General features: G+C 54.6%; 18 protein-coding genes. 8 read left to right on the top strand and 10 right to left on the bottom strand.

The genetic code is table 11. The features are described 5' to 3' along the window. The 3 genes from galE to modE form a co-directional block, all read right to left on the bottom strand. Positions 1 to 1017, bottom strand: coding sequence for a UDP-glucose 4-epimerase GalE (gene galE, locus ABRZ28_RS00675; protein ID WP_330519264.1), 1017 nt, complete (start codon positions 1015 to 1017; stop codon positions 1 to 3). A gap of 318 nt (positions 1018 to 1335) precedes the next feature. Beyond that, complete coding sequence (gene modF / locus ABRZ28_RS00670; protein ID WP_330519263.1) at positions 1336 to 2820, bottom strand: molybdate ABC transporter ATP-binding protein ModF; 1485 nt, start codon at positions 2818 to 2820, stop codon at positions 1336 to 1338. Positions 2821 to 2882: 62 nt separating this feature from the next. Continuing rightward, the gene (gene modE, locus ABRZ28_RS00665) at positions 2883 to 3668 is read right to left on the bottom strand and encodes a molybdenum-dependent transcriptional regulator (protein ID WP_330519262.1); all 786 of its coding nucleotides are present in this window, start codon (positions 3666 to 3668) and stop codon (positions 2883 to 2885) included. A 215-nt stretch (positions 3669 to 3883) separates the two neighbouring features. On the opposite strand from modE, the gene ABRZ28_RS00660 reads away from it, so the two are divergent. From ABRZ28_RS00660 to modC, 4 genes are all read left to right on the top strand, one after another. Continuing rightward, positions 3884 to 4033, top strand: a complete 150-nt coding sequence (locus tag ABRZ28_RS00660; protein WP_319603754.1) for an AcrZ family multidrug efflux pump-associated protein — start codon at positions 3884 to 3886, stop codon at positions 4031 to 4033. 253 nt (positions 4034 to 4286) lie between these two features. After that, positions 4287 to 5060, top strand: a complete 774-nt coding sequence (modA, locus tag ABRZ28_RS00655) for a molybdate ABC transporter substrate-binding protein (RefSeq protein WP_330519261.1) — start codon at positions 4287 to 4289, stop codon at positions 5058 to 5060. A 52-nt stretch (positions 5061 to 5112) separates the two neighbouring features. Then, positions 5113 to 5799: a molybdate ABC transporter permease subunit gene (gene modB / locus ABRZ28_RS00650; protein ID WP_319603756.1), complete on the top strand. Its 687-nt coding sequence runs from the start codon at positions 5113 to 5115 to the stop codon at positions 5797 to 5799. After that, the gene (gene modC / locus ABRZ28_RS00645) at positions 5799 to 6857 is read left to right on the top strand and encodes a molybdenum ABC transporter ATP-binding protein ModC (protein ID WP_330519260.1); all 1059 of its coding nucleotides are present in this window, start codon (positions 5799 to 5801) and stop codon (positions 6855 to 6857) included. The genes modB and modC overlap by 1 nt, the downstream gene beginning before the upstream one ends. 6 nt (positions 6858 to 6863) lie before the next feature. On the opposite strand, the gene ABRZ28_RS00640 is transcribed toward modC, so the two are convergent. Next, positions 6864 to 7685 (bottom strand): pyridoxal phosphatase, encoded by an 822-nt coding sequence (locus ABRZ28_RS00640; RefSeq protein ID WP_330519259.1) that lies wholly within the window; start codon positions 7683 to 7685, stop codon positions 6864 to 6866. 149 nt (positions 7686 to 7834) lie between these two features. Here ABRZ28_RS00640 and pgl point away from each other — a divergent pair, with 149 nt between their 5' ends. Beyond that, positions 7835 to 8833: a 6-phosphogluconolactonase gene (gene pgl / locus ABRZ28_RS00635; RefSeq protein ID WP_330519258.1), complete on the top strand. Its 999-nt coding sequence runs from the start codon at positions 7835 to 7837 to the stop codon at positions 8831 to 8833. Positions 8834 to 9107: 274 nt separating this feature from the next. Here pgl and ABRZ28_RS00630 read toward each other — a convergent pair whose 3' ends face one another. The 6 genes from ABRZ28_RS00630 to metG form a co-directional block, all read right to left on the bottom strand. After that, positions 9108 to 10358: an LVIVD repeat-containing protein gene (locus ABRZ28_RS00630; RefSeq protein ID WP_330519257.1), complete on the bottom strand. Its 1251-nt coding sequence runs from the start codon at positions 10356 to 10358 to the stop codon at positions 9108 to 9110. 12 nt (positions 10359 to 10370) lie between these two features. After that, positions 10371 to 11447, bottom strand: coding sequence for a sugar ABC transporter substrate-binding protein (locus ABRZ28_RS00625; RefSeq protein ID WP_319603761.1), 1077 nt, complete (start codon positions 11445 to 11447; stop codon positions 10371 to 10373). A 340-nt stretch (positions 11448 to 11787) separates the two neighbouring features. Next, the gene (gene fdnI, locus ABRZ28_RS00620; protein WP_319603762.1) at positions 11788 to 12423 is read right to left on the bottom strand and encodes a formate dehydrogenase-N subunit gamma; all 636 of its coding nucleotides are present in this window, start codon (positions 12421 to 12423) and stop codon (positions 11788 to 11790) included. Beyond that, positions 12416 to 13309, bottom strand: a complete 894-nt coding sequence (gene fdxH / locus ABRZ28_RS00615; RefSeq protein ID WP_319603763.1) for a formate dehydrogenase subunit beta — start codon at positions 13307 to 13309, stop codon at positions 12416 to 12418. The genes fdnI and fdxH overlap by 8 nt, the downstream gene beginning before the upstream one ends. A 12-nt stretch (positions 13310 to 13321) precedes the next feature. Beyond that, the gene (fdnG, locus tag ABRZ28_RS00610) at positions 13322 to 16369 is read right to left on the bottom strand and encodes a formate dehydrogenase-N subunit alpha (RefSeq protein ID WP_330519256.1); all 3048 of its coding nucleotides are present in this window, start codon (positions 16367 to 16369) and stop codon (positions 13322 to 13324) included. A 520-nt stretch (positions 16370 to 16889) separates the two neighbouring features. Next, the gene (metG, locus tag ABRZ28_RS00605; protein ID WP_330519255.1) at positions 16890 to 18917 is read right to left on the bottom strand and encodes a methionine--tRNA ligase; all 2028 of its coding nucleotides are present in this window, start codon (positions 18915 to 18917) and stop codon (positions 16890 to 16892) included. A gap of 228 nt (positions 18918 to 19145) precedes the next feature. Between metG and apbC the strand changes: the two genes are divergently transcribed. The 3 genes from apbC (at position 19146) to dcd (ending at position 22081) form a co-directional block, all read left to right on the top strand. Further along, positions 19146 to 20255, top strand: a complete 1110-nt coding sequence (gene apbC / locus ABRZ28_RS00600) for an iron-sulfur cluster carrier protein ApbC (protein ID WP_319603766.1) — start codon at positions 19146 to 19148, stop codon at positions 20253 to 20255. A gap of 557 nt (positions 20256 to 20812) precedes the next feature. Then, entirely contained in the window at positions 20813 to 21454 is a 642-nt protein-coding gene (gene udk, locus ABRZ28_RS00595) for a uridine kinase (RefSeq protein WP_319603768.1), read from the top strand. A gap of 45 nt (positions 21455 to 21499) precedes the next feature. Beyond that, positions 21500 to 22081 carry a dCTP deaminase gene (gene dcd / locus ABRZ28_RS00590; protein ID WP_048635598.1) on the top strand — a complete coding sequence of 194 codons (582 nt, stop codon included), beginning with the start codon at positions 21500 to 21502 and terminating at the stop codon, positions 22079 to 22081. Position 22082: the final 1 nt, after the last annotated feature.

Here is a 22082-nt window from a genome sequence, read left to right as displayed (position 1 = left end):
TTAGTCCGGGTAGCCGTTAGGATGGGAGGACTGCCAGCGCCAGGTATCCTGCGCCATTTCTTGCAGCGAACGTTTTACCCGCCAGTTCAGGTCCCTGGCGGCTTTTTCCGCATCGGCCCAATAGGCGGCCAGATCGCCCTGACGGCGTGGCGCGAAATGATAAGCGACGGGTTTGCCGCATGCCTGACTGAAGGCGTCGATCACCTGCAAGACGCTATAGCCGACGCCGGCGCCCAGATTATAAATATGCACGCCGGCGCGATTTTGCAGAGTATTCATCGCGGCGACGTGGCCGTCGGCCAGATCGACGACATGGATGTAATCACGCACGCCGGTGCCGTCTTCCGTCGGGTAGTCATTGCCGAAAACGGCCAGTGATTCACGGCGGCCAACGGCGACCTGAGCAATATAAGGCATCAGGTTGTTGGGAATGCCCTGCGGATCTTCGCCCATTTCGCCTGACGGGTGCGCGCCGACCGGGTTGAAATAACGCAGCAGCGTGATGCTCCAGTCCGGTTCGGCATGTTGCAGATCCTGCAAAATTTGTTCAACCATCAGCTTGCTGCGGCCATAAGGGCTGGCGGGATGACCGGTCGGGAAACTTTCCTGATAGGGGATTTGCGGCTGATCGCCGTAAACGGTGGCGGATGAACTGAAAATCAGGTTTTTCACGCCGGCTTTTTTCATCGCTTCAACCAACACCAGCGTGCCGTAGACGTTGTTGTCATAGTATGCGATCGGTTTCTGGACGGATTCACCCACCGCTTTTAAGCCGGCGAAATGGATCACTGAATCGATAGCATGCCGGGCGAAAATGTCATCAAGCAACGCGCCGTCGCGTATATCGCCCTGATAAAAATCGGGCGTTTTTCCTGTCAGCTGCGTGATGGTTTTAACGACGCTGGCTTTACTGTTGCATAAATTATCAAGAATGATGGGCTGATGCCCGACGGCCAGGAGTTGCACACAGGTATGGCTTCCTATGTAACCGCTTCCACCAGTAACAAGAACGTTCATAATGACCTCTGCTTGAAGATTGATAAAAAAATAACATGGCCTGAGGCTGAAAAAGGTGATCCATAGCCGAAAATAGCGCCTGTTATGAATAACTTTTTAACGGGCAAGCCCGTATTCAAATGCTGCTTTCATGCAAGTAAAACGCGATTTTCTACTTTATGATGTTAAAAGTGGTAGCGTTATCACTAATGTGCCGATCCTCGAACGGGTAGGGCTTATAGGATTCTGGTTTACAGTGAGAAGATCAATCAGAATCCTGATGAATCACGCCCGGCGATCGCTTATGACGCGTCTCCCTCCGGGCCGTCGCAAGCGGCGTTAAACATCGCTCCCGGCGATTTTTTCAATTTGATAGTCATATACATCGTCTCTGGCGACAAACGTCAGACGGTGCGTAATACACTGCGGGGCGTCTTCCGCATGATGGGAAACGAATAGCAACTGCGTGTCGCCTTCTCCGATCAGAATATCCAGCCAGCGGCGCACCAACTGTCGATTCAGCGGGTCCAGCCCTTGCAACGGTTCATCAAGGATCAGCAACGCGGGATGTTTAACCAATGCTCTGGCGATCAACGTCAGGCGCTGCTGGCCCCAGGACAATGATTGAAAAGGGGCGTCCGCGATCGCGCCGTCAAGGCCCAGCAGGGTCAGCCACTGATTGGTCAGCTGACGCTGGCGGTCGGAAACCGCCTGATAGATGCCGATGGAATCGAAAAAACCGGAAAGAATCACGTTGCGCACGCTGACGCTGACGCGATAGTCAAGATGAAGGCTGCTGCTGACGTAACCGATATGCCGTTTGATATCCCAGATGGTTTCGCCGCTGCCGCGCCGACGGCCAAACAGAGTCAGATCGTTACTGTAACCTTGCGGATGATCGCCGGTAATCAGGCTCAGCAGCGTGGATTTTCCCGCACCGTTCGGGCCGACAATCTGCCAGTGCTGGCGCGGCAGCACCTGCCAGCTTAAGCCATGCAGTATCGGACGATCGTTATATTGTACGACGCCGTTACGCAACGTTATACGCGGTTCATTCTCGGGAAGCATCGCCTGCTGACGTGGATCTTCTGGTTCGGGCAGGGCGCTGCCGGCCAGTTTTTCGCTGTAGGCCAGTTGGGCGACCAGCGCCTCTGACAGCAGCGCTTCGCGTTCCCCGAGGCGGGTCAGGGTACAGTCGGCAAGGATACCGACGTGCTGGATAAAGTCAGGAATATCGTCAAAGCGATTCAAAATCAGCACCAGCGTATACCCCTGGTCGGCCAGCTCAGGCAGATGTTCGGCAAGCTGTCGGCGCGAGGCGACATCCAGCCCATCGAAGGGTTCGTCCAGAATGAGCAGGTCCGGGCGAGGCATCAAAGCCTGACACAGCATGGTCTTACGCGTTTCGCCAGTGGAAAGGTATTTGAAGCGACGCGCCAGCAGATGATCGATGCCAAACTGCTGCGCCAGTTGCCGGCAACGTGCGGGGTCGTTTACCGCATCCTGAATGACCTCTGCGGTGGTACGACCCGTGTCGTCTTCACCGCTGCTCAGCATGTCGGTGTTATTGCGTTGCCATTCAGCGGAAACCAGCTGTTGCAACTGTTCAAACGATAATCGGGTAATACGCTGAAAGTCGCATTGGCGTTCGCCGCTCAACAGCGGTAACTCACCGGACAGGGCGCGCGCCAGCGCCGACTTTCCGCTGCCGTTCGCGCCGACGAAAGCCCAGCATTGATGTTTTTCGATCGTCAGTTCATCCAGATGCAGCACGCGGGTATCGCTTAAGCGGAATAACCCTTGCGATATTTTCAACAACGACATTTTTGACCTTCCTAAGACGGGTGTTAAATTCGAACCAATGGTGTATCAGACTGCGGGCAGGGTTAGCAGAGCGTTGCAATAATCACCTTGTCGGCATCAAAATAAGCGTAGACCGGCTGCTCCGGCTGGAAACGTTGTTGTGAGACCACGGAATTCGGCACCGTCGCGCAAAGCGTTTCCCCACCGGCCAGCGCGACCAGCACTTCGCTGTTGTCGGCGCCGGGCTGAATTTGCGCGATCCGCCCGTTAAGGACGTTATCCGCATGCGGCGGCGTTTCCACGCACAAATTCACCCAGGGCGCTTTAACCAGCGCCAAGACTTCTTTACCGGACTGAAGTTGTAAACGCTCGGCGCTTTGTTGGGTAATCAACGCGTTGATCGACGTTTTGCCGTCAGCGAGTAAAATTTCCAGATGTTGCTGCACCTGTTGATGACTGCGTGCGATCACCGTGCCGAAAAACTGATTCCTGGCGCTGGTTTGCAGTGAAAAACGCGCAATGGCCGCCAGCAGGCTGTCCAGCGGCAGATGATCTTCGTGCAGTACGTCAAAGGCTTTCTGCTGAATTTGGCCAAGCAGGTCGTAAAGCTGAATCAGTCGTTCGCCATAGCGGGTCACCCGGGTGCCGCCGCCGCCTTTGCCGCCGGTCATGCGTTCAACGAGTGTTTGCTCCGCCAATTGATTCATTTCGTTAATGGCGTCCCATGCGCTTTTATAACTGATGCCCGCCAGTTTGGCGCCCTGGCTGATTGAACCGGTATGGCGGATTTGTTTCAGTAATTCGATGCGCCGCGGGTCGGCGAATAGACGTTGTTGCAGCTTGAGGGTCAGCAGAATTTCAGCTTGCATGGCACGGGTCCACCAAAGGTGAGTGAAATTTGGTTTTAATAATTTGTATTGTCGCCATTTTTTTCATCAGGGGCAAATCGCACGAATGGCAGCGCTATTTCCTATTATTAAGATACAATGCCGATTCATTATGATGATTATGATAGCTTACGATGACGCGATTCAACGGGTAAGCGACTCGCGTAGCGGTAAGCGTTGCGATAAGTGAGGTAAGCATGTTGGAGTTATTAACAAGCCTGCTATTTGCCATAGCGATGGTGCCGGTAATGATGGCGATTATTTTGGGCGCCATCTATGGTTTGGGCGAAGTATTTAACGTTCTTTCCAATATCGGTCATACCGAAGAAGTTAAAAAGCAGCATTGATTTCAGGTTGTTTTGGAAATTCAGCGCATTGCGATTACGACCCCCTCCCGGCCTCCCCCTTGTCAGGGGAGGCTCGCCCTGACAAGGCGAGGAACTGATTGACCTCCTCCCCGTCTTCCCCTTGGCGCCGTCTCCCGATTCCAACGTCCGCACGCCGCGGATCTTTTGCGCCTAACAGCCGTTAAACCACATAGACACTGATGGAATTATCGTTATATTATCGGCTACACAACGGTGTCATCGGGAGACGGAAATGAAGAAGCATTGGATAAAATGGTTTACCGCGCTGGCGCTTTGCGCCGGCGTTGCGCTGCCGGCAATGGCGGCGGAAGAAAAAGTGACCGTGTTTGCAGCCGCATCGCTGACGAACGCATTACAGGAAATCGCTACGCAATATCAGCAAGAGAAAAATGTCACGATCGTCGCCTCTTATGCTTCATCGTCGACGCTGGCGCGTCAGATCGAGCAGGGCGCGCCTGCCGATATGTTCATTTCCGCCGATCAGCAGTGGATGGATTACGTCCAGGATAAAAATCTGATGGATAGCGCGACCCGCCATACGCTATTGGGTAATGAGCTGGTGGTGATCGCGCCGAAAACCAGCGCCGTTAAAGACGTGGTCCTGAATGATAAAACCGATTGGAAAAGCCTGTTGAGCGGAGGTCGTCTGGCCGTTGGCGATCCGGATCATGTTCCCGCCGGTATTTACGCTAAAGAAGCCTTACAAAATCTGAAAGCCTGGGATACGCTTTCGCCTCTGATGGCGCGGGCGAACAACGTGCGCGCCGCCATGGCGCTGGTTGAACGCGAAGAAGCGCCGTTAGGTATCGTGTATGGTTCCGATGCCGTCGCCAGCGACAAAGTCAAAGTGGTCGGCATTTTCCCAACCAGCAGCCACAAGCCGGTGGAATACCCGATGGCGATTGTGAAAGATCACAACAGTGCGGCGGCGACGGGTTTCTATGACTACCTGAAAACGCCGGCGGCGGCGGAAGTCTTTAAACGTTTCGGCTTTACTCCGCGTTAGGATGTTAAGCGGCTAACGACGTTAAGTGATTATCCATGTTAAGTGACTATCCATGTTAAGTGACTATGAATGGCAGGCCGTTGAACTCAGCCTCAAGGTTTCTCTTGCGGCGGTGGTATGCAGCCTGCCGTTGGGGATCCTGATGGCGTGGATTCTGGTGCGTTTCCGCTTCCCCGGTAAATCGCTGCTTGATAGCATTATCCATTTGCCGCTGGTGTTGCCGCCGGTGGTCATCGGTTATCTGTTATTGATCGCCATGGGCCGGCGGGGAGTGATAGGCGCCTGGCTGTACGACTGGTTTGGTTTCAGCTTTAGTTTCAGTTGGCGCGGCGCGGCCCTGGCGTCGGCGATCGTCGCTTTTCCTCTGATGGTCAGGGCGATTCGCTTGTCTCTGGAAGCCGTGGATACGCGTCTTGAGCAGGCGGCGCGCACGTTGGGCGCATCGCCCTGGCGCGTGTTTTTTACCATTACCTTGCCGCTTTCCTTTCCTGGTATCGTGGTGGGTACGGTATTGGCTTTTGCCCGTTCTTTGGGCGAATTCGGCGCGACCATCACGTTCGTTTCCAATATTCCTGGCGAAACCCGAACCATCCCTCTGGCGATGTATACGCTGATCGAAACGCCCGGCGCGGAAACCGACGCCGCAAGGCTGTGCGTCATTGCCATCGCGCTTTCTCTGGTTTCGCTGCTGCTGTCCGAGTGGCTGACGAACTGGAGCCGTAAACGGTTGGGGGGCTAATGCTACAGCTCGATTTTGAACAACAGCTGGGCGATCTGCATCTCAGCGTCAAAGAGGATTTACCCGCCAGCGGCATTACTGCCGTTTTCGGCGTTTCCGGGGCAGGGAAAACTTCATTAATCAATGCCATTGTCGGATTAACCCGCCCTGATTCCGGGCGCATCATGCTGAACGAGCGCGTATTGGTCGATACCCGGAAGTCTATTTTTCTGCCGCCGGAAAAGCGCCGAATCGGCTATGTCTTCCAGGACGCGCGCTTATTTCCCCATTATCGTGTCCGCGGTAATTTGTGTTATGGCATGGCCGCCGGCATGGACGAACAGTTCGCCGACATCGTCCGGCTGCTGGGCATTGAACACTTGCTGAGGCGCTATCCGCTGACGTTATCGGGGGGAGAAAAGCAGCGAGTGGCGATTGGCCGCGCGTTGCTAACCGCACCCGATCTGCTGCTGATGGACGAACCGTTAGCTTCGCTCGATTTGCCGAGAAAAAGGGAGCTGTTGCCTTACCTCGAGCGTCTGGCGAAAGAAGTGAATATTCCCATTCTGTATGTCAGCCATAGTATGGAAGAGATCCTGCGGCTGGCGGATCGCGTCCTGGTGTTGGATCAGGGCAAAGTCAAGGCGCAGGGTATGCTGGAAGCGGTCTGGGCCAGCAGCGCGTTGCGTCCCTGGCTGCCGAGGGAAGAGCAAAGCAGCATATTGAAGGTGCGCGTGCTTGAACAGCATGACCGCTATGCGATGACGGCGCTGTCGCTGGGCGATCGTCACCTGTGGGTGGGGAAAGTGGATGCGCCGATTGATACGCCGTTGCGTATCCGTATTAATGCCGCCGATGTATCGCTGGTATTACAGCCGTCAACGGCGAGCAGCATCCGCAATGTTCTCCCGGCCAGAGTGGTCGAGTGCATTGATGTTGAGGATCAAATCGAAGTTAAGCTGGTCGTCGGCGATCAAACCCTATGGGCGAGAATTACGCCGTGGGCGCGCGATGAATTGGCGCTGCGCCCGAATATGCAGCTTTATGCCCAGATAAAAAGCGTATCGATTACCGCCTGAGGGGCGTTACCCCAGCACTCGGGTGCGGATTACTTCCGCTATTCCCGGTTCCTCATTATGGCCGATAACCAGATCGGCATGCGCTTTGACTTTATCGGCGCTATTGCCCATCGCCACGCCGAGTCCGGCGTTTTCCAGCATGCTGAGATCGTTGAAGTTGTCCCCGAAGGCAATAACTTCGCTCATGCTGAGTCCTTGTTCTTCAACCCATTTCCGCAGCAGCTTGCCTTTACTGTTTCCGGTTTGCGCAATATCGACCTGATCCTGCCACGACCATTCGCAGGCCAGGCCGAGCTCTTGCGCGACGATATCGGCGAAATCATTCAAGGTGGGAATATTTTCGTGATGCGTGGCGAATTTCCAGATAGCCAGAGAGGAATCGGCCTGCCGGGATAAATCGTCGACCTGTTTTAACGACGGGCGTTGCCGTTCCGGCAGCGAGGCAGCCCAGGCTTGAGATCTGGCGACATGTCCGGTGGAATCCTGGTAATACATGGCGTCATCCGCATACATCAAGCCATGGATATCAAATCGTTGCAGCAGCTTCAGCACGCTTTTCGCTTGTTCGGCCGACATGGGATTGGCATGAGACGCCTGAGCTGCCAGATAATCATAGATATAGGTTCCGTTACAGCAGATGGCCGGGGTATCCAGTTGCAGCGCCTGATAGAAAGGATGAATGGCGGAGTGGTGACGGCCGGTCACGATGATCACTTTTACGCCTTGCCGACGAGCCTGTGCTAATGCGGCAAGTGATTCCGGCAAAATTTTTTTCTGTTGATTCAGGAGTGTTCCGTCGAGATCGAGCGCAATTACACGATAGGCCATAGTAGTCTCGTAAAGTGGCTGTAGAATAGAATGATTAATGATGATGTTACACTGTATTTCAGGCGGCGCAAAATACGGGTAAGTTAATGCCTCGCTGCTTTTGGTGAACCGCCTGAGAAGTAAAATTCGCATGAGTTAAGGAGAGTACGATGCAGCAAGTGGTTTATGTCGCCAGTCCGGAAAGTCAGCAAATTCATGTATGGCAACTTGGCGAGCGGGGCGACCTGACGCTATTGCAGGTTGTCGATATGCCCGGGCAGGTGCAACCCATGGTGATTGCGCCTGATAAACGCCATTTGTTTGCCGGTGTTCGTCCCGATTTTCGCGTTATCAGCTATCGTATTGATGATAAAGGGTTATTAACGGAAACGGGTTCGGCTTCTTTACCCGGCAGCCCAACGCATCTGTCCACCGATCGTCAGGGGCGTTTCCTGTTTAGCGCTTCCTACAGCGGCGCCACTGTTAACGTTATTCCGATTGGTGAAAACGGCATTGCCGGTGAGTCAATCCAGCAGTTGGATGGGTTAGAGGGATGCCACTCCACCAATATCGATCCTACCAATACCGTGGTCTGGGCGCCTTGCCTGAAAGAAGATCGTATCCGTTTGTACGATCTGAGCTCCGCGGGAGAGCTGAGCGTGCATTCTCAGTCGGCATTGGCAACCGCTGCCGGCGCGGGGCCGCGCCATATGGCTTTCCATCCCAACCAGAATTTTGCCTATTGCGTCAATGAACTGAACAGCTCCGTGGATGTTTATCAGCTCAATACGCCGGACGGCGAATATCAAAGAGTTCAGACGCTGGATGCGATGCCTGCCGGATTTACCGATACGCGCTGGGCGGCGGATATTCACATTACGCCGGATGGGCGTTTCCTTTATATCAGCGATCGCACCGCCAGCCTGTTGAGTATTTTCCAGGTGTCCGAAGACGGCGGCACGCTGTCGTTGACCGCGCACCAGCCGACGGAAACGCAGCCGCGTGGTTTCAATATTGACGATAGCGGCAAGTATCTGATTTCCACAGGACAGAAATCGCAACATATCGAGGTGTATCGTATTAACGATACCGACGGCGCATTACAGCCGCTGGCGCGTTATCCGGTGGGTAAAGGCGCGATGTGGGTGAGCGTTCTGGCGCTGGATTGAGTTCGAATGCGGGCAGTCATCCCCGCTCTCTGCCCCGTCATCTCCGAGACTCAAACCATGTCATCCCCGCGGTAGTAGGCGGGGATCATCCGCTGAAACCGTACACAGTCATCGGCTGATTCCCGCCTTCGCGGGAATGACGGCGGGGGAGTGACACCTGTCATCTCCGAGACTCAACCCATGTCATCCCCGATACCCCAACCCTCCGTCATCCCCGCGGCAGTAGGCGGGGATCACCTGCTGAAACCGTAGACAGTCATTGGCTGATTCCCGCCTAGCCGCGGTACTCGATAATCGATAAACCGGCGTTGTAATCGGTGCTGTAGATAATGCCTTCGGCATCGACAAACACATCGCAGGATTGAATCACTTTGGGTCGGCCGGGACGTTTATCCACCATGCTTTGCGGCGCAGCCGGCACCAGCGCGCCGGTTTCCTTCGGCCGATAAGGATTGCTGATATCGTAAGCCCTGACGCCGGCGTTCTGGTAGGTCGCGAAAATCAACGTTGAACTGATAAAACTGCCCGGCCGGTTTTCGTGCAGGTTATGCGGGCCAAAGTGCGCGCCTTTTTTCACATAATCCGTTTCGGCCGGCTGCGGGAAGGTCGCAATACTGACCGGGTTGCTCGGTTCCCGAATATCAAATACCCAGATAAGTTTCTCGCCATCTTCCTGATTATCCAGCACGGCTTCATCCAGTACGATAAGCAGATCGCGATCGGGCAGCGGCAGCGCGGTATGCGTACCGCCGCCGAAAGGCGGGCTCCAGTTGCGATGGCTGATAAGCTTTGGCGCGCTGCGATCGCTCACATCCAGCAGCGTTAATCCGCCATCGCGCCAACTGCCGTATGCGGTATCGCCGCTGACGATGGCATGATGCAGCGCGTAGCGTTTTCCCTCCGGCCAGTCGGGCTTCTCGCCGCCGGCGGTATGCATGCCGGGCAGCCAGTAACGGCCGGCGACTTCCGGGCGTTTGGGGTCGGCCAGGTCGATGGTCAGGAAAATATAGTCGCTGTAGCCGTCAAGCAGTGCCGAAACGTAGGCCCAGCGGCCGCCGATATACCAGATACGGTGAATACCGATGCCGTCCAGCGCCAGAAAGCTGATTTCGCGCGGTTTATCCGGCGTCGAAATATCAAAGATCCGTAATCCGGCGCTCCAGCTTTTACCCTGCTGTTTGGTGCTGACCGTCTCGGCGACCGAGCGGGTATAGTAAACTTTTTCCTCGGCAAAACTGGCATCGGCGAACAGATCGCGGGCATTGACCACCAGCAGCAGATCGTCGTGCGCCTGTAGGTGGATATTCCAGGTTCCGGGCGGGGCGGCGATGAATCCGGCGGGTTTGGGATGCCTGGCATCGCGCACATCCACAATGGATACGCCTTGCGAAACCATATGGCCGATATAGGCGTAACCCCGATGAACCATAACCTGTACGCCATCGGGTCGGCCACCCTGATCGCTGTGGCCGATCAGCCGCATATTGCGGCTGTATTCCGGGGTGGGCAGAGGATGAGATGCCATCTTTTATCCCCCTTATTTAGCCTGTTTGGCTTCCAGCGTAGCGAACCATGGCGGAGTAAAATCATCGGTATGGCCCCAGCCGGGGATGATTTTAGCCAGTCCGGCAACGTTGACCGGACCAGGCTGGCTGGCTAACAATGCCTGAGGGATGGCCGCCGCTTTGAATTCATAGGTGGCGGGAGTCGGTTCGCCGGCGATTTTATTGGCGACCAGGCGCAGGTTTACCTTGCCAATCAGTTTAGGGTCGACCGCCACGCTGACTTTCCAGGGGCTGTTGGCTTCGCGCATCAGTTGCAGATCCTGGTTGGAGATATCAATGCTGTAGATTTTGATTTCGGTACGGCCGTTTTCTTTCAGCGCTTTATACGCACCCTGGGTAAATGCATCCCATGAGCCCCAAATCGCATCAATCTTGCCCTTCGGATATTTCGCCAGCACCGCGCCGACTTTGTTGGCCGTATCGCCCTGCACGTCAGAGGAAACGGCGCCGATGGACTCCAGTTCCTTGATGCCGGGATTGGCCTTCAGAATTTGCTGATAGGCCAGTTGGCGGCGCTCCATGGGCGGGAAGCCGGCCACCCACAGTTTGATGATATTCGCCTGACCGTTGAAATCCTTAACCAACTGGCCGAATGACTCATGGGTCAGGGAGGCGTCGTCCTGTTGCGTGACGGTGACGCCGGGGATCTCGCCATTGACGGCGGTATCAAACACTGAAACCGCAATGCCGCTGTCGACAATACGTTTGACCAGGTCGGTAGAGTAGGGGTCGCGTCCCTGAGACAGAATGATGCCGTCGTATTTTTGGCTGATGGCCTGATTGACGAAATCCTGGAAGCGCGCGTCATCGCCATTGCTCAGGAATGTGCTGACTTTAAAGCCCAGCTTTTTGCCTTCTTCGAGCACGCCGGAGATAAATTGCGTGGTGTTGTCGTCGGAGCCCAGATTGCGAATAACGGCGATACGTACCGGGCCGTTATGCTGAGCCAGAGCTGCGGGAATTGGCGCAATGGCAGCGGGTTGGGCGGCAAATACCGGTAAAGCGGTCGCCAGGCTTAACGCTATCAGTGCGGGGGTAAATTTCTTCATTATCAGCTCCATGGTATGTCAGCAATGTGTTGTGTTAAGTCTATATCGCGGTTTTATGGTTTTCGTTTGAAAATTCATCGAGTTGATAGCTGTCTGGATGGCTATTTGCAAGCGATAGCGCATCATAACCGCTAAGCGATGGCTGAGGAATGGGGTGCATTATGCCTTTTAGGCGCAAGTTATAACCGTTGGTTTGTTTGGTTGAACCGGGGGAGCGGCAGGCAGGTTGCGCGCCATAAAAAAATGCCCGCTGACGGGGCATTTGATGATCTTTATTTCGCGTTCAGCCGACCCCCGCTCCCTCTGGCAAGGGAAGGGGGGCGGCAGGAAAAAGTCGAAATTACTTTTTCGCTTCTTTCTCTTTCAGGCTGCGCGCCCAGCGGGGATGGTGTTTCTTCGCCCATTGCTCGGAAACTTTCCCCTCAATCATGCCCTTAATCGACCCTTTGACCCAAAATGCCATATACATATGAATCAGAATCGCATGGATCAGCACGATAGCCGCCGCCGCATGAATCAGAATGGCGTAACGCACCACATCGATCGGAAACCAATGGGCGAAATACGGGCGCCACATAATGACGCCGGTAATCAGCAGAACCAGCGTTAACCCCATAATGCTCCAGAACATCATTTTCTGGCCGGGGTTATATTTACCCACGTCCGCCACTTCGTGTTCATTGCCCTTCAACACCTCAATGATATTGAGGAACCAGGGAATATCACGCAGTTTGGGGATGTTGTGGCCGACAAAACGGATGAACATCGGAATCAGGCAGATAACGATCAGTATGCCGAAAAAGGGATGCATAATGCGCCCCATTTGCGGCGTGCCGAAGGTTTGCGTCAGCCACTGCAAGGTCGGAAAGAACAACGCTATCCCGGATAAGGCGACCAGGAAAAAGCTGATCACCACTATCCAGTGACAGATTCGGTCAATGAATTTGGTACGCAAAATCATTTTCTGTTTACTCATGTTTGTCCTCTCCCTCATTCTCGTGCTCAATTTCTTCCGTGTTCGGGCCGATGCCGACGTAGTGGAAGATTAATCCGGCAAACGTCATGACAAATCCGAGCGCCGATAAGGGCTTCAGAATGCCTTTCCACAGATTGACCGGCGTGGAGATTTGCGGGTTATCGGGAAGATTGTGGTACAGCGACGGCCTGTCGGCGTGGTGCAGGACATACATGACATGCGTACCGCCAACCCCTTGCGGGTCGTAAAGACCGGCGTGCTCGTAACCGCGTTTTTTCAGATCGACGAGCCGCTGCTCGGCGACGATTTTCATTTCTTCTTTGGTGCCGAAATGGATCGCCCCGGTCGGACAGGTTTTCACGCAGGCCGGCTCTTGACCGACGCTGACGCGATCGACGCACAGCGTGCATTTATAAACGCGGTTATCCTCTTTATTCAGGCGCGGAATATTAAACGGGCAGCCGGCGATACAGTAACCGCAACCGATGCACTGTTCGGATTGAAAATCGACGATGCCGTTGGCGTACTGAATGATGGCGCCTGCCGACGGACAGGCTTTCAGGCAGCCCGGTTCGCTACAGTGCATGCAGCCGTCTTTGCGGATCAGCCACTCCAGCCGGTCGTTTTCTTCCACTTCCGAGAAACGCATCAGCGTCCAGGATTTTGCGCTCAGATCGGCCGGGTTATCGTAAACCCCGACGTTATGGCCGACTTCGTCACGCAGATCGTTCCACTCTGAGCAGGCTACCTGACAGGCTTTACAGCCGATGCAGGTGGTGACGTCGATCAGTTTCGCCACTTCGCTTTTATCGTCACGCGCATGCGGCGGCGGTGTGAAAGCGTTGGTGGCCGAACGTTTAATAATATCTTGAGATTGCATTGACATAGTTGGCTACCCTTACACCTTCTCTATATTTACCAGAAACGCTTTATATTCAGGCGTTTGTGAATTAGCGTCGCCGACGCTGGGGGTGAGTGTGTTAGCCAGGAAGCCTTTACGGGTCGCGCCTTCAAAACCCCAGTGGCAAGGAATACCAACGGTTTCAACGGATTGACCGGCAATGTTCAGCGTTTTGATGCGCTTGGTGACCACCGCTTTGGCTTTGATATAGCCGCGCTGGCAGGAAATCCTCACTTCATCGCCCGCTTTAATGCCTTTGCTTTGCGCCAGATTTTCGCCAATTTCAATGAACTGCTCTGGTTGTACTATCGCATTCAGCCGCGCGTGTTTCGTCCAGTGACGGAACAACTCGGTAATGGAATAGGTCGTTGCGACGTAAGGGAAATCTTTCGCCGACCCCATGGTTTTCGCATCGCTGGCGAACAAACGCGCCGCCGGGTTAGAAACCACGTCGGGATGCAGCGGATTGGTGCCTAGCGGTGTTTCAATCGGCTCGTAGTGTTCCGGGAACGGGCCGTCCACCAGTTTGTCCATGGAGAACAATCTGGCGAGACCTTCCGGTTGCATGATAAACGGCCCGGTATCTTTACCTGGCGGAACGGTGCTGGCGAAGTCGGGAATATCAATCCCGCTCCATTTCTGGCCGTTCCATTCCATCAGCTTGCGTTTCTTATCCCACGGCTTGCCTTGCAGATCGGCGGAGGCGCGGTTGTAAAGAATGCGGCGGTTTTGCGGCCATGCCCACGACCAGTTCGGCGTACAGCCCAGACCGGCGTCGGCGTTATCGCGTTTGTCCATCTGGTTGCCGGCTTCCGTCCAGCAACCGGCGTAAATCCAGCAGAAACTGGCGGTGGTGCCGTCATCGCGCAACTGGGAAAAGTCGGCGATTTGCTGACCTTTCTTCAGGATAAGTTTGCCGCTGTCGTCATACAGATCGGCCAGCGCGATACCGTTGGCTTCACGGGCAATCTCTTCCGGCGTCGGGTCTTCCGGATCCTGATAGTTCCAGTTAATGTTCATTAACGGATCGGGATAGGCGCCGCCTTCTTCCTGGTAAAGTTCACGCAGGCGCATCAGCAGCTTGCCGAGAATTTTGCCGTCGTGCAGCGCTTCTCCCGGCGGCTCTGCCGCGGCCCAGTGCCATTGCAGCCAGCGGCCGGAGTTGGCGATCGAACCGTCCTCTTCGGCAAAGCAGGAGGAGGGCAGACGGAACACTTCGGTTTGAATCGATTGGGTATCGACGTCGTTGAATTCGCCATGGTTCTGCCAGAAGGTAGAGGTTTCCGTGGCTAACGGATCGATAGTCACCAAAAATTTCAGTTTGGACAGCGCTTCGGCGGCTTTATTTTTATTGGCGAACGCGGCGATGGGGTTAAAACCCTGAACGATATAGCCGTTGATTTTGTCTTCCATCATCAGCTCGGTCTGCGCCATGATGTCGTAACTGCGATCCCATTTGGGCAGCCAGTCATAGCCCCAGTTGTTGGCCGCTTGCGCGTTTTCGCCAAAGAAGCTCTTCATCATGCTGATAAAGAATTTCGGGGTGTTTTTCCAGTAGTTAACCTGTTCGGGCAACAACGCCGCCGGCGTGATTTGTCCCAGATAGGTTTTCAGGTCGGTTTGTTTTTCCGACGGCAGCGGCATGTAGCCCGGCAGGTTGGTGGTCAACAGGCCAAGGTCGGTATAGCCCTGAATATTGGAGTGACCGCGCAGGGCGTTGATGCCGCCGCCGACCATGCCGATATTCCCCAGCAATAGCTGGATGATGGCGGCGGCGCGGATGATCTGGGCGCCGTTGGTGTGGTGAGTCCAGCCCAGCGCATACATAAAGGTGGCGGTTTTATCCGGCACGCTGGTTTCCGCCAGCGAACGGCAGATCTCTTCATAGGCTTTGGCGGGCGTGCCGCACAATGAGGTCACCATTTCCGGCGTATAGCGCGCAACGTGCTTTTTCAGCAGGTTCCACACGCAGCGAGGGTGGGAGAGCGTCTTGTCGCGTTTGGCGAAGCCGGCGGCATCCAGTTCGTATTGCCAGCTGGATTTGTCGTATTGACGGGTTTCCTGGTTATACCCGCTGAACAGGCCTTCATCAAAACTGAAATCATCGCGCACAATCAGGCTGGCGTTGGTGTAAGACACCACATAGTCATGATGGACTTTGTCCTGCGTGATCAGATAGTTAACGATACCAAGCAGAAAGGCCGCATCCGATCCCGCACGAATAGGCGCGTAGAGATCGGCAACCGAGGCGGAACGGTTGAAACGCGGATCGACGACGATCAGTTTCGCGTCATTATGCGTTTTGGCTTCGACCGCCCATTTAAAGCCGACGGGATGCGCTTCCGCCGGGTTACCGCCCATGACGATAATCACGTTGGCGTTTTTGATATCGACCCAGTTGTTGGTCATGGCGCCGCGCCCGAAGGTCGGGGCCAGTGCGGCGACGGTCGGGCCATGGCACAGGCGGGCCTGACAATCGATGGCGACCATACCCAGCGAACGGGTGAATTTCTGATCGAGCAGCCCGGTTTCGTTGCTGGCGGCGGAGGAGCACAGCATGCCGGTGGTCGTCCAGCGGTTGACGATGTCGCCTTTGGCGTTCGTACGCTGAAAATTGGCGTCGCGGTCCGCTTTCATCAGGCGTGCGATACGGTCGATAGCCTCATTCCAGCTGATGCGTTGCCATTTATCCGAACCCGGCGCGCGATATTCAGGATAAAGCAGACGATTCTTGCTGTGAATATAGTCCACCAGGCCGGCGCCTTTCGGACATAAAGAGCCGCGGCTTACCGGATGATCGGCGTCGCCTTCGATATGAAAAATGGAGGGTTTGGCATTTTTTGCGCCATCGCCGAGGCTGTACATCAGTACGCCGCAGCCGACGGAACAGTATGTGCAGTTATTGCGTGTCTCTTTTGCTCGCAGCAGTTTGTATTGACGTACCGATGCCATTGCTTCCGTTGGGGTAAAACCCAACATCGCGAGGGTGGTTCCAGCCATTCCTCCCGCGCAAACTTTAAAGAAACTTCTTCGATTCAGTTGCATTAGTTTCCCTGTTTATTATGTATCATTTTTGTTGCAGGCAATCTAACAACACACAAATTGTGGGTTTTGCGCCAAATCAAAAATTAAGTATTTAAGGTCTTTTCTTGTTGCTCAGGGAACGGGATTTTTGTGCGCTGTATCACTTTTTATATAGCGTATGGTTAAGTTTGTGTTGTTTTGTGGTTTCTTTCGGCAACATGGAGGGGCAGATGACGTGAGATGTGAAAACAGGAATGTTAAAAAAGGATGTTAAAAAGGCGGAACAATTGTTCCGCCTGAGTTTGAGGTAAGGCTTTACCCTGTGAATTCGTCATCCCCACGTCCGACCCTCGTCATTCCCGCGGCTCCTAATCCTCGTCATCCCTGCGGCTCCTAATCCTCGTCATCCCCGCGGCAGTAGGCGGGGATCACTTGCTGAAACCGCAAACAGTCATTGACTGATCCCCGCCTGCGCGGGGATGACGGGTTGTTTGTGCGTGTTCTCCAATTCCCTGATTGCCGCACCGGCGGGCGCGTAATGTTATTTCACCTGCATACCGGGTTGCGCGCCGCTATCCGGGCTGAGCAGGAAAATGTCTTTCCCGCCGGGGCCGGCGGCCATAACCATGCCTTCTGATACGCCGAAACGCATTTTGCGCGGCGCCAGATTGGCGACCATCACCGTCAGGCGGCCTTCCAGCTTGGCCGGATCGGGATAAGCCGAGCGGATACCGGAGAACACCTGCCGGGTTTCGCCGCCCAGATCCAGCGTCAGACGGAGGAGCTTATCGGAACCGTCAACCAATTCAGCCTGTTTGATCAGGGCGATACGCATATCCACCTTATCAAAATCGTCAAACTTGATGGTTTCTTGTATCGGGTCGTCCGCCAGCGGACCGCTCGCGACTTTCGCCGCCGCCATATCCTCTTTGGATGCATCCACCATGGCATTAACCTTATCCAGATCGATACGACTGAAAAGCGCTTTAAAGGCGTTCACCTGATGATTAAGCAACGGCGTGGTGATTTCATCCCACTTCAGTTCCTGATTCAGGAACGCTTCGGCACGTTGCGCCAGCGCGGGCAGTACCGGTTTCAGGTAGGTCATCAGTACCCGGAACAGATTGATGCCCATAGAGCAGATGGCTTGCAGATCGGCGTCGCGGCCTTCCTGTTTCGCCACCACCCACGGCGCCTGTTCATCCACGTAGCGGTTGGCCAAATCGGCCAGCGCCATGATTTCACGGATTGCTTTGCCCGACTCACGGCTGTTGTAGGCGTCAGCGATGCTTTGCGCCGCATTGGTGAAGGTTTTATATAACGCTTCATCAGCCAGCTTATCGGCCAGTTTGCCGTCGAAACGTTTGCTGATAAAACCGGCGTTGCGCGAGGCCAGATTGACCAGCTTGTTGACGATGTCGGTATTCACGCGCTGAACGAAATCTTCCAGATTGAGATCGATGTCATCAATACGGGAAGAGAGTTTAGCCCCGTAGTAGTAGCGCAGGCAGTCGGCATCCAGATGCTTGAGATAGGTATCGGCCTTGATGAAGGTGCCGCGTGATTTAGACATCTTGGCGCCGTTGACCGTGACATAACCGTGAACAAACAGGTTGGTCGGTTTACGGAAGTGACTGCCTTCCAGCATGGCCGGCCAGAACAGGCTGTGGAAATACACGATGTCTTTGCCGATGAAATGGTACAGTTCGGCGGTGGAATCTTTGCGCCAGAACTCATCGAAACTGAGATCGCCGCGTTTGTCGCACAGATTTTTGAATGAGCCCATGTAGCCGATCGGCGCATCCAGCCAGACATAAAAATATTTGCCCGGCGCATCCGGCACTTCGAAACCGAAGTAAGGCGCGTCGCGAGAGATATCCCACTGTTGCAGACCGGCATCGAACCATTCCTGCATCTTGTTGGCGACCTGCTCTTGCAGCGCGCCGGAGCGCGTCCAGGCTTGCAGCATGTCGCTGAAAGCCGGCAAATCGAAGAAGAAGTGCTCTGATTCGCGCATTACCGGCGTGGCGCCCGACACCGCGGACTTCGGATCGATCAGATCGGTCGGGCTGTATGTCGCGCCGCAGACTTCGCAGTTATCGCCGTACTGATCGGGCGCCTTACATTTCGGGCAGGTGCCTTTCACGAAGCGGTCCGGCAGGAACATGCCTTTTTCCGGATCGTAAAGCTGAGAGATAGTGCGGTTTTTAATAAAACCGTTCTCTTTAAGCCGGGTGTAAATCAGGGCGGACAGTTCCCGGTTTTCTTCACTGTGCGTGGAGTGATAATTGTCGTAGCTGATGTTGAAGCCAGCGAAATCCTGTTGATGTTCCTGACTCATCGCCGCAATCATTTGCTCCGGCGCAATGCCCATCTGCTGCGCTTTCAGCATGATTGGCGTGCCGTGGGCATCGTCCGCACAGATAAAGTAAACCTGGTTGCCGCGCATTCGCTGGTAACGAACCCAGATATCCGCCTGAATGTGTTCAAGCATATGACCGAGGTGGATCGAACCGTTAGCGTAAGGCAACGCGCACGTTACCAATATTTTCTTTGCGACTTGAGTCATGAGGAACTTGCTTTCTTTTGGTGATTGAGGGTCATTGATGTTAACCGATAGCGCCTTACTGCGTAAACCGCTGCCTTGCCTAAACCTGTCTGCCGGGCATGAAACCGGCGCGAATAATTCAGGATGATCAGCCGGGGGTTTTTACGCCGGGTGCGCAAGTCGCGGTATTCTTCTGATATGCTATAGCGGTCTTTATCGGTTAAATAATGAGAATTTTAAGGAGCCGGAATGAACTCTACCCTCCCCGAACAGCGCCCAGAGGCCCTGCATGCCATGGTGACCGGGGTACTCTCGACTTTTCAGCACCCGACACTGAAAAATAACCTGACGACCTTGAACGCGCTGCATCACTGCGCGTTGCTGGATGATGTGCTGCATATTGAATTAATTATGCCGTTCGCCTGGCTGAGCGGTCTGGAAGCATTAAAAGAGACGGTGAGTGATGAACTGCTGCGCCTGTCCGGCGCGAAAGCGGTGGAGTGGCGCATGACGCAGAACATCGCCACATTACGTCGGGTGAACGATCAGGCCGGCATCAAAGGGGTCAAGAATATTATTGCGGTCAGCTCCGGCAAGGGCGGCGTCGGCAAATCCAGCACCGCGGTGAATATGGCGCTGGCGCTGGCGGCGGAAGGCGGCAATGTCGGTATTCTGGATGCCGATATTTACGGCCCGTCGATCCCGACGATGCTGGGGGCCGCGAGCGAGCGCCCGACTTCGCCGGACGGCCAGCACATGTCGCCGATTATGGCGCACGGTCTGGCGACCAATTCGATTGGTTATCTGGTCACCGATGACAACGCCATGGTGTGGCGGGGTCCGATGGCGAGCAAAGCGTTGTTGCAACTGTTGCAGGATACCCTCTGGCCGGATCTGGATTATCTGGTGCTGGATATGCCGCCGGGTACCGGGGATATCCAGTTGACGCTGGCGCAGAATATTCCCGTCACCGGCGCGGTGGTGGTGACGACGCCGCAGGATATCGCGCTGATGGATGCGATGAAAGGGATCGCCATGTTCGAGAAAGTCAGCGTGCCGGTATTGGGTATCGTGGAGAACATGAGCGTGCATATTTGCAGCAACTGCGGTCATCTGGAGCCGATTTTCGGCACCGGCGGGGCGCAAAAGCTGGCGGAAAAATACCATTGCGCGCTGCTGGGGCAATTGCCGCTGCATATTTCGCTGCGTGAAGATCTGGATCGCGGCGAACCGACGGTGGTAAGCCATCCGGAAAGCGAGTTCACGTCTCTCTATCGCGAACTGGCCGGTCAGGTCGCCGCGCAACTCTACTGGCAGGGCGAAGTCATTCCGACGGAAATCTCCTTCCGGTCGCTGTAAGCGGTGGATGGCGGGGCTGGGTGACAAAACCGCCACGCCGTCTCTTTCCACCGTTCCTGACTCTGGTCGTCCTCAATACGGCCATTGTCACTCCGCCAACCGCCGCCGTCTTCAGCGCGTTATCCGCGACAACCATACGTCCATATGTCATCTCCGTCTTCGACCCGGCAATTATTGTCATCCCTGCCGCCAACTCGTCATCCCCGCGGCAGTAGGCGGGGATCGCTTACTGAAACCGTAGACAGCTATTGGCTGATTCCCGGTTACTCGCTCCATTCCGGGGTTCGCTCTTCGGCCGCCGCCAGCGGCGTTCAAAAACATTCCCGATGCTTTTGTGCGCAGGCAATGACTAAGGAAGGAGTACCGTGTTCCGTGGCGGTTTTTCTATATAGCGGGTTAACCACCTGAGAGTTAAATAAGTTATTCAGATCCTGCGCGCTCTACCCCGGTAATAGTGGAAACGCTGGCGTGAACAGCGCTAACTCCCTATAATTGCCGCGTCGTCGCACCAGTTGGTGCATCCCTCTCTTTTTTATGTTAATCAGGTCTTTAATACCATGACTGATAAGTCTCACCAGTGTGTCATCATCGGGATAGCGGGCGCATCTGCTTCCGGTAAAAGTCTTATTTCCAGCACGTTATACCGTGAATTGCGCGACCAGGTTGGTGACCAGCATATTGGTGTGATACCTGAAGATAGCTACTACAAAGATCAAAGTCACCTGACGATGGAAGAGCGGGTCAAGACCAACTACGATCATCCCAGCGCCATGGACCACAGCCTGCTGCTGACGCATTTGAAAATGCTGAAAGCGGGTCAGGCGGTAGAACTTCCCTTATACAGCTATGTTGAACATACTCGTAAACAGGAAACGGTGCATCTTGAGCCGAAGAAGGTCATTATTCTGGAAGGCATTCTGCTGCTGACGGAAGCCCGCCTGCGTGATGAAATGAACTTTTCCATTTTTGTCGATACGCCGCTGGATATTTGCCTGTTGCGTCGTATGCGCCGTGATGTCAACGAACGCGGTCGTTCAATGGATTCAGTGATGGAACAGTATCAGAAAACGGTACGTCCAATGTTTATGCAATTTATCGAACCCTCAAAACAATACGCCGACATTATCGTGCCGCGTGGTGGGAAAAACCGTATTGCGATTGATATTCTGAAAGCCAAGATAAGCCAGTTTTTCGAATAATCTTTTTGGGGGTTTTAGCCAGTATTGATGCGAGTGGAGAAAAAAATGAGACTGTGTGACCGTGATATTGAAGCCTGGCTGGACGATGGCAGATTGCTGATTACGCCGCGACCGCCGACAGAAAGAATCAATGGCGCTACCGTTGATGTCCGCTTAGGGAATCAATTTCGGGTATTCAGAGGACACACGGCGGCTTTTATTGATTTAAGCGGCCCGAAAGATGAAGTCAGCGCGGCGTTGGATCGCGTGATGAGCGATGAAATTAACCTGCCGGAAGGCGAAGCCTTCTTCCTGCACCCGGGCGAACTGGCGTTGGCGGTCACGCTGGAGTCGGTAACATTGCCGGATAATCTGGTTGGTTGGCTCGACGGACGTTCTTCTCTGGCGCGCCTGGGCTTGATGGTTCACGTTACCGCGCACCGAATTGATCCGGGTTGGCAGGGAAGAATCGTGCTGGAGTTCTATAATTCAGGTAAATTGCCGTTGGCATTGCGTCCCGGCATGATGATCGGCGCGCTGAGTTTTGAACCGCTTTCCGGCCCGGCGGCTCGGCCTTATAACCGTCGTCAGGATGCAAAATATAAAGATCAGCAGGGGGCTGTGGCGAGTCGTATCGACAAAGACTAAT

Source organism: Brenneria sp. g21c3 (assembly GCF_040240345.1).
In the GTDB taxonomy this organism is placed as follows: domain Bacteria; phylum Pseudomonadota; class Gammaproteobacteria; order Enterobacterales; family Enterobacteriaceae; genus Brenneria.
This window is presented reverse-complemented; position numbering and strand designations above follow the sequence as displayed.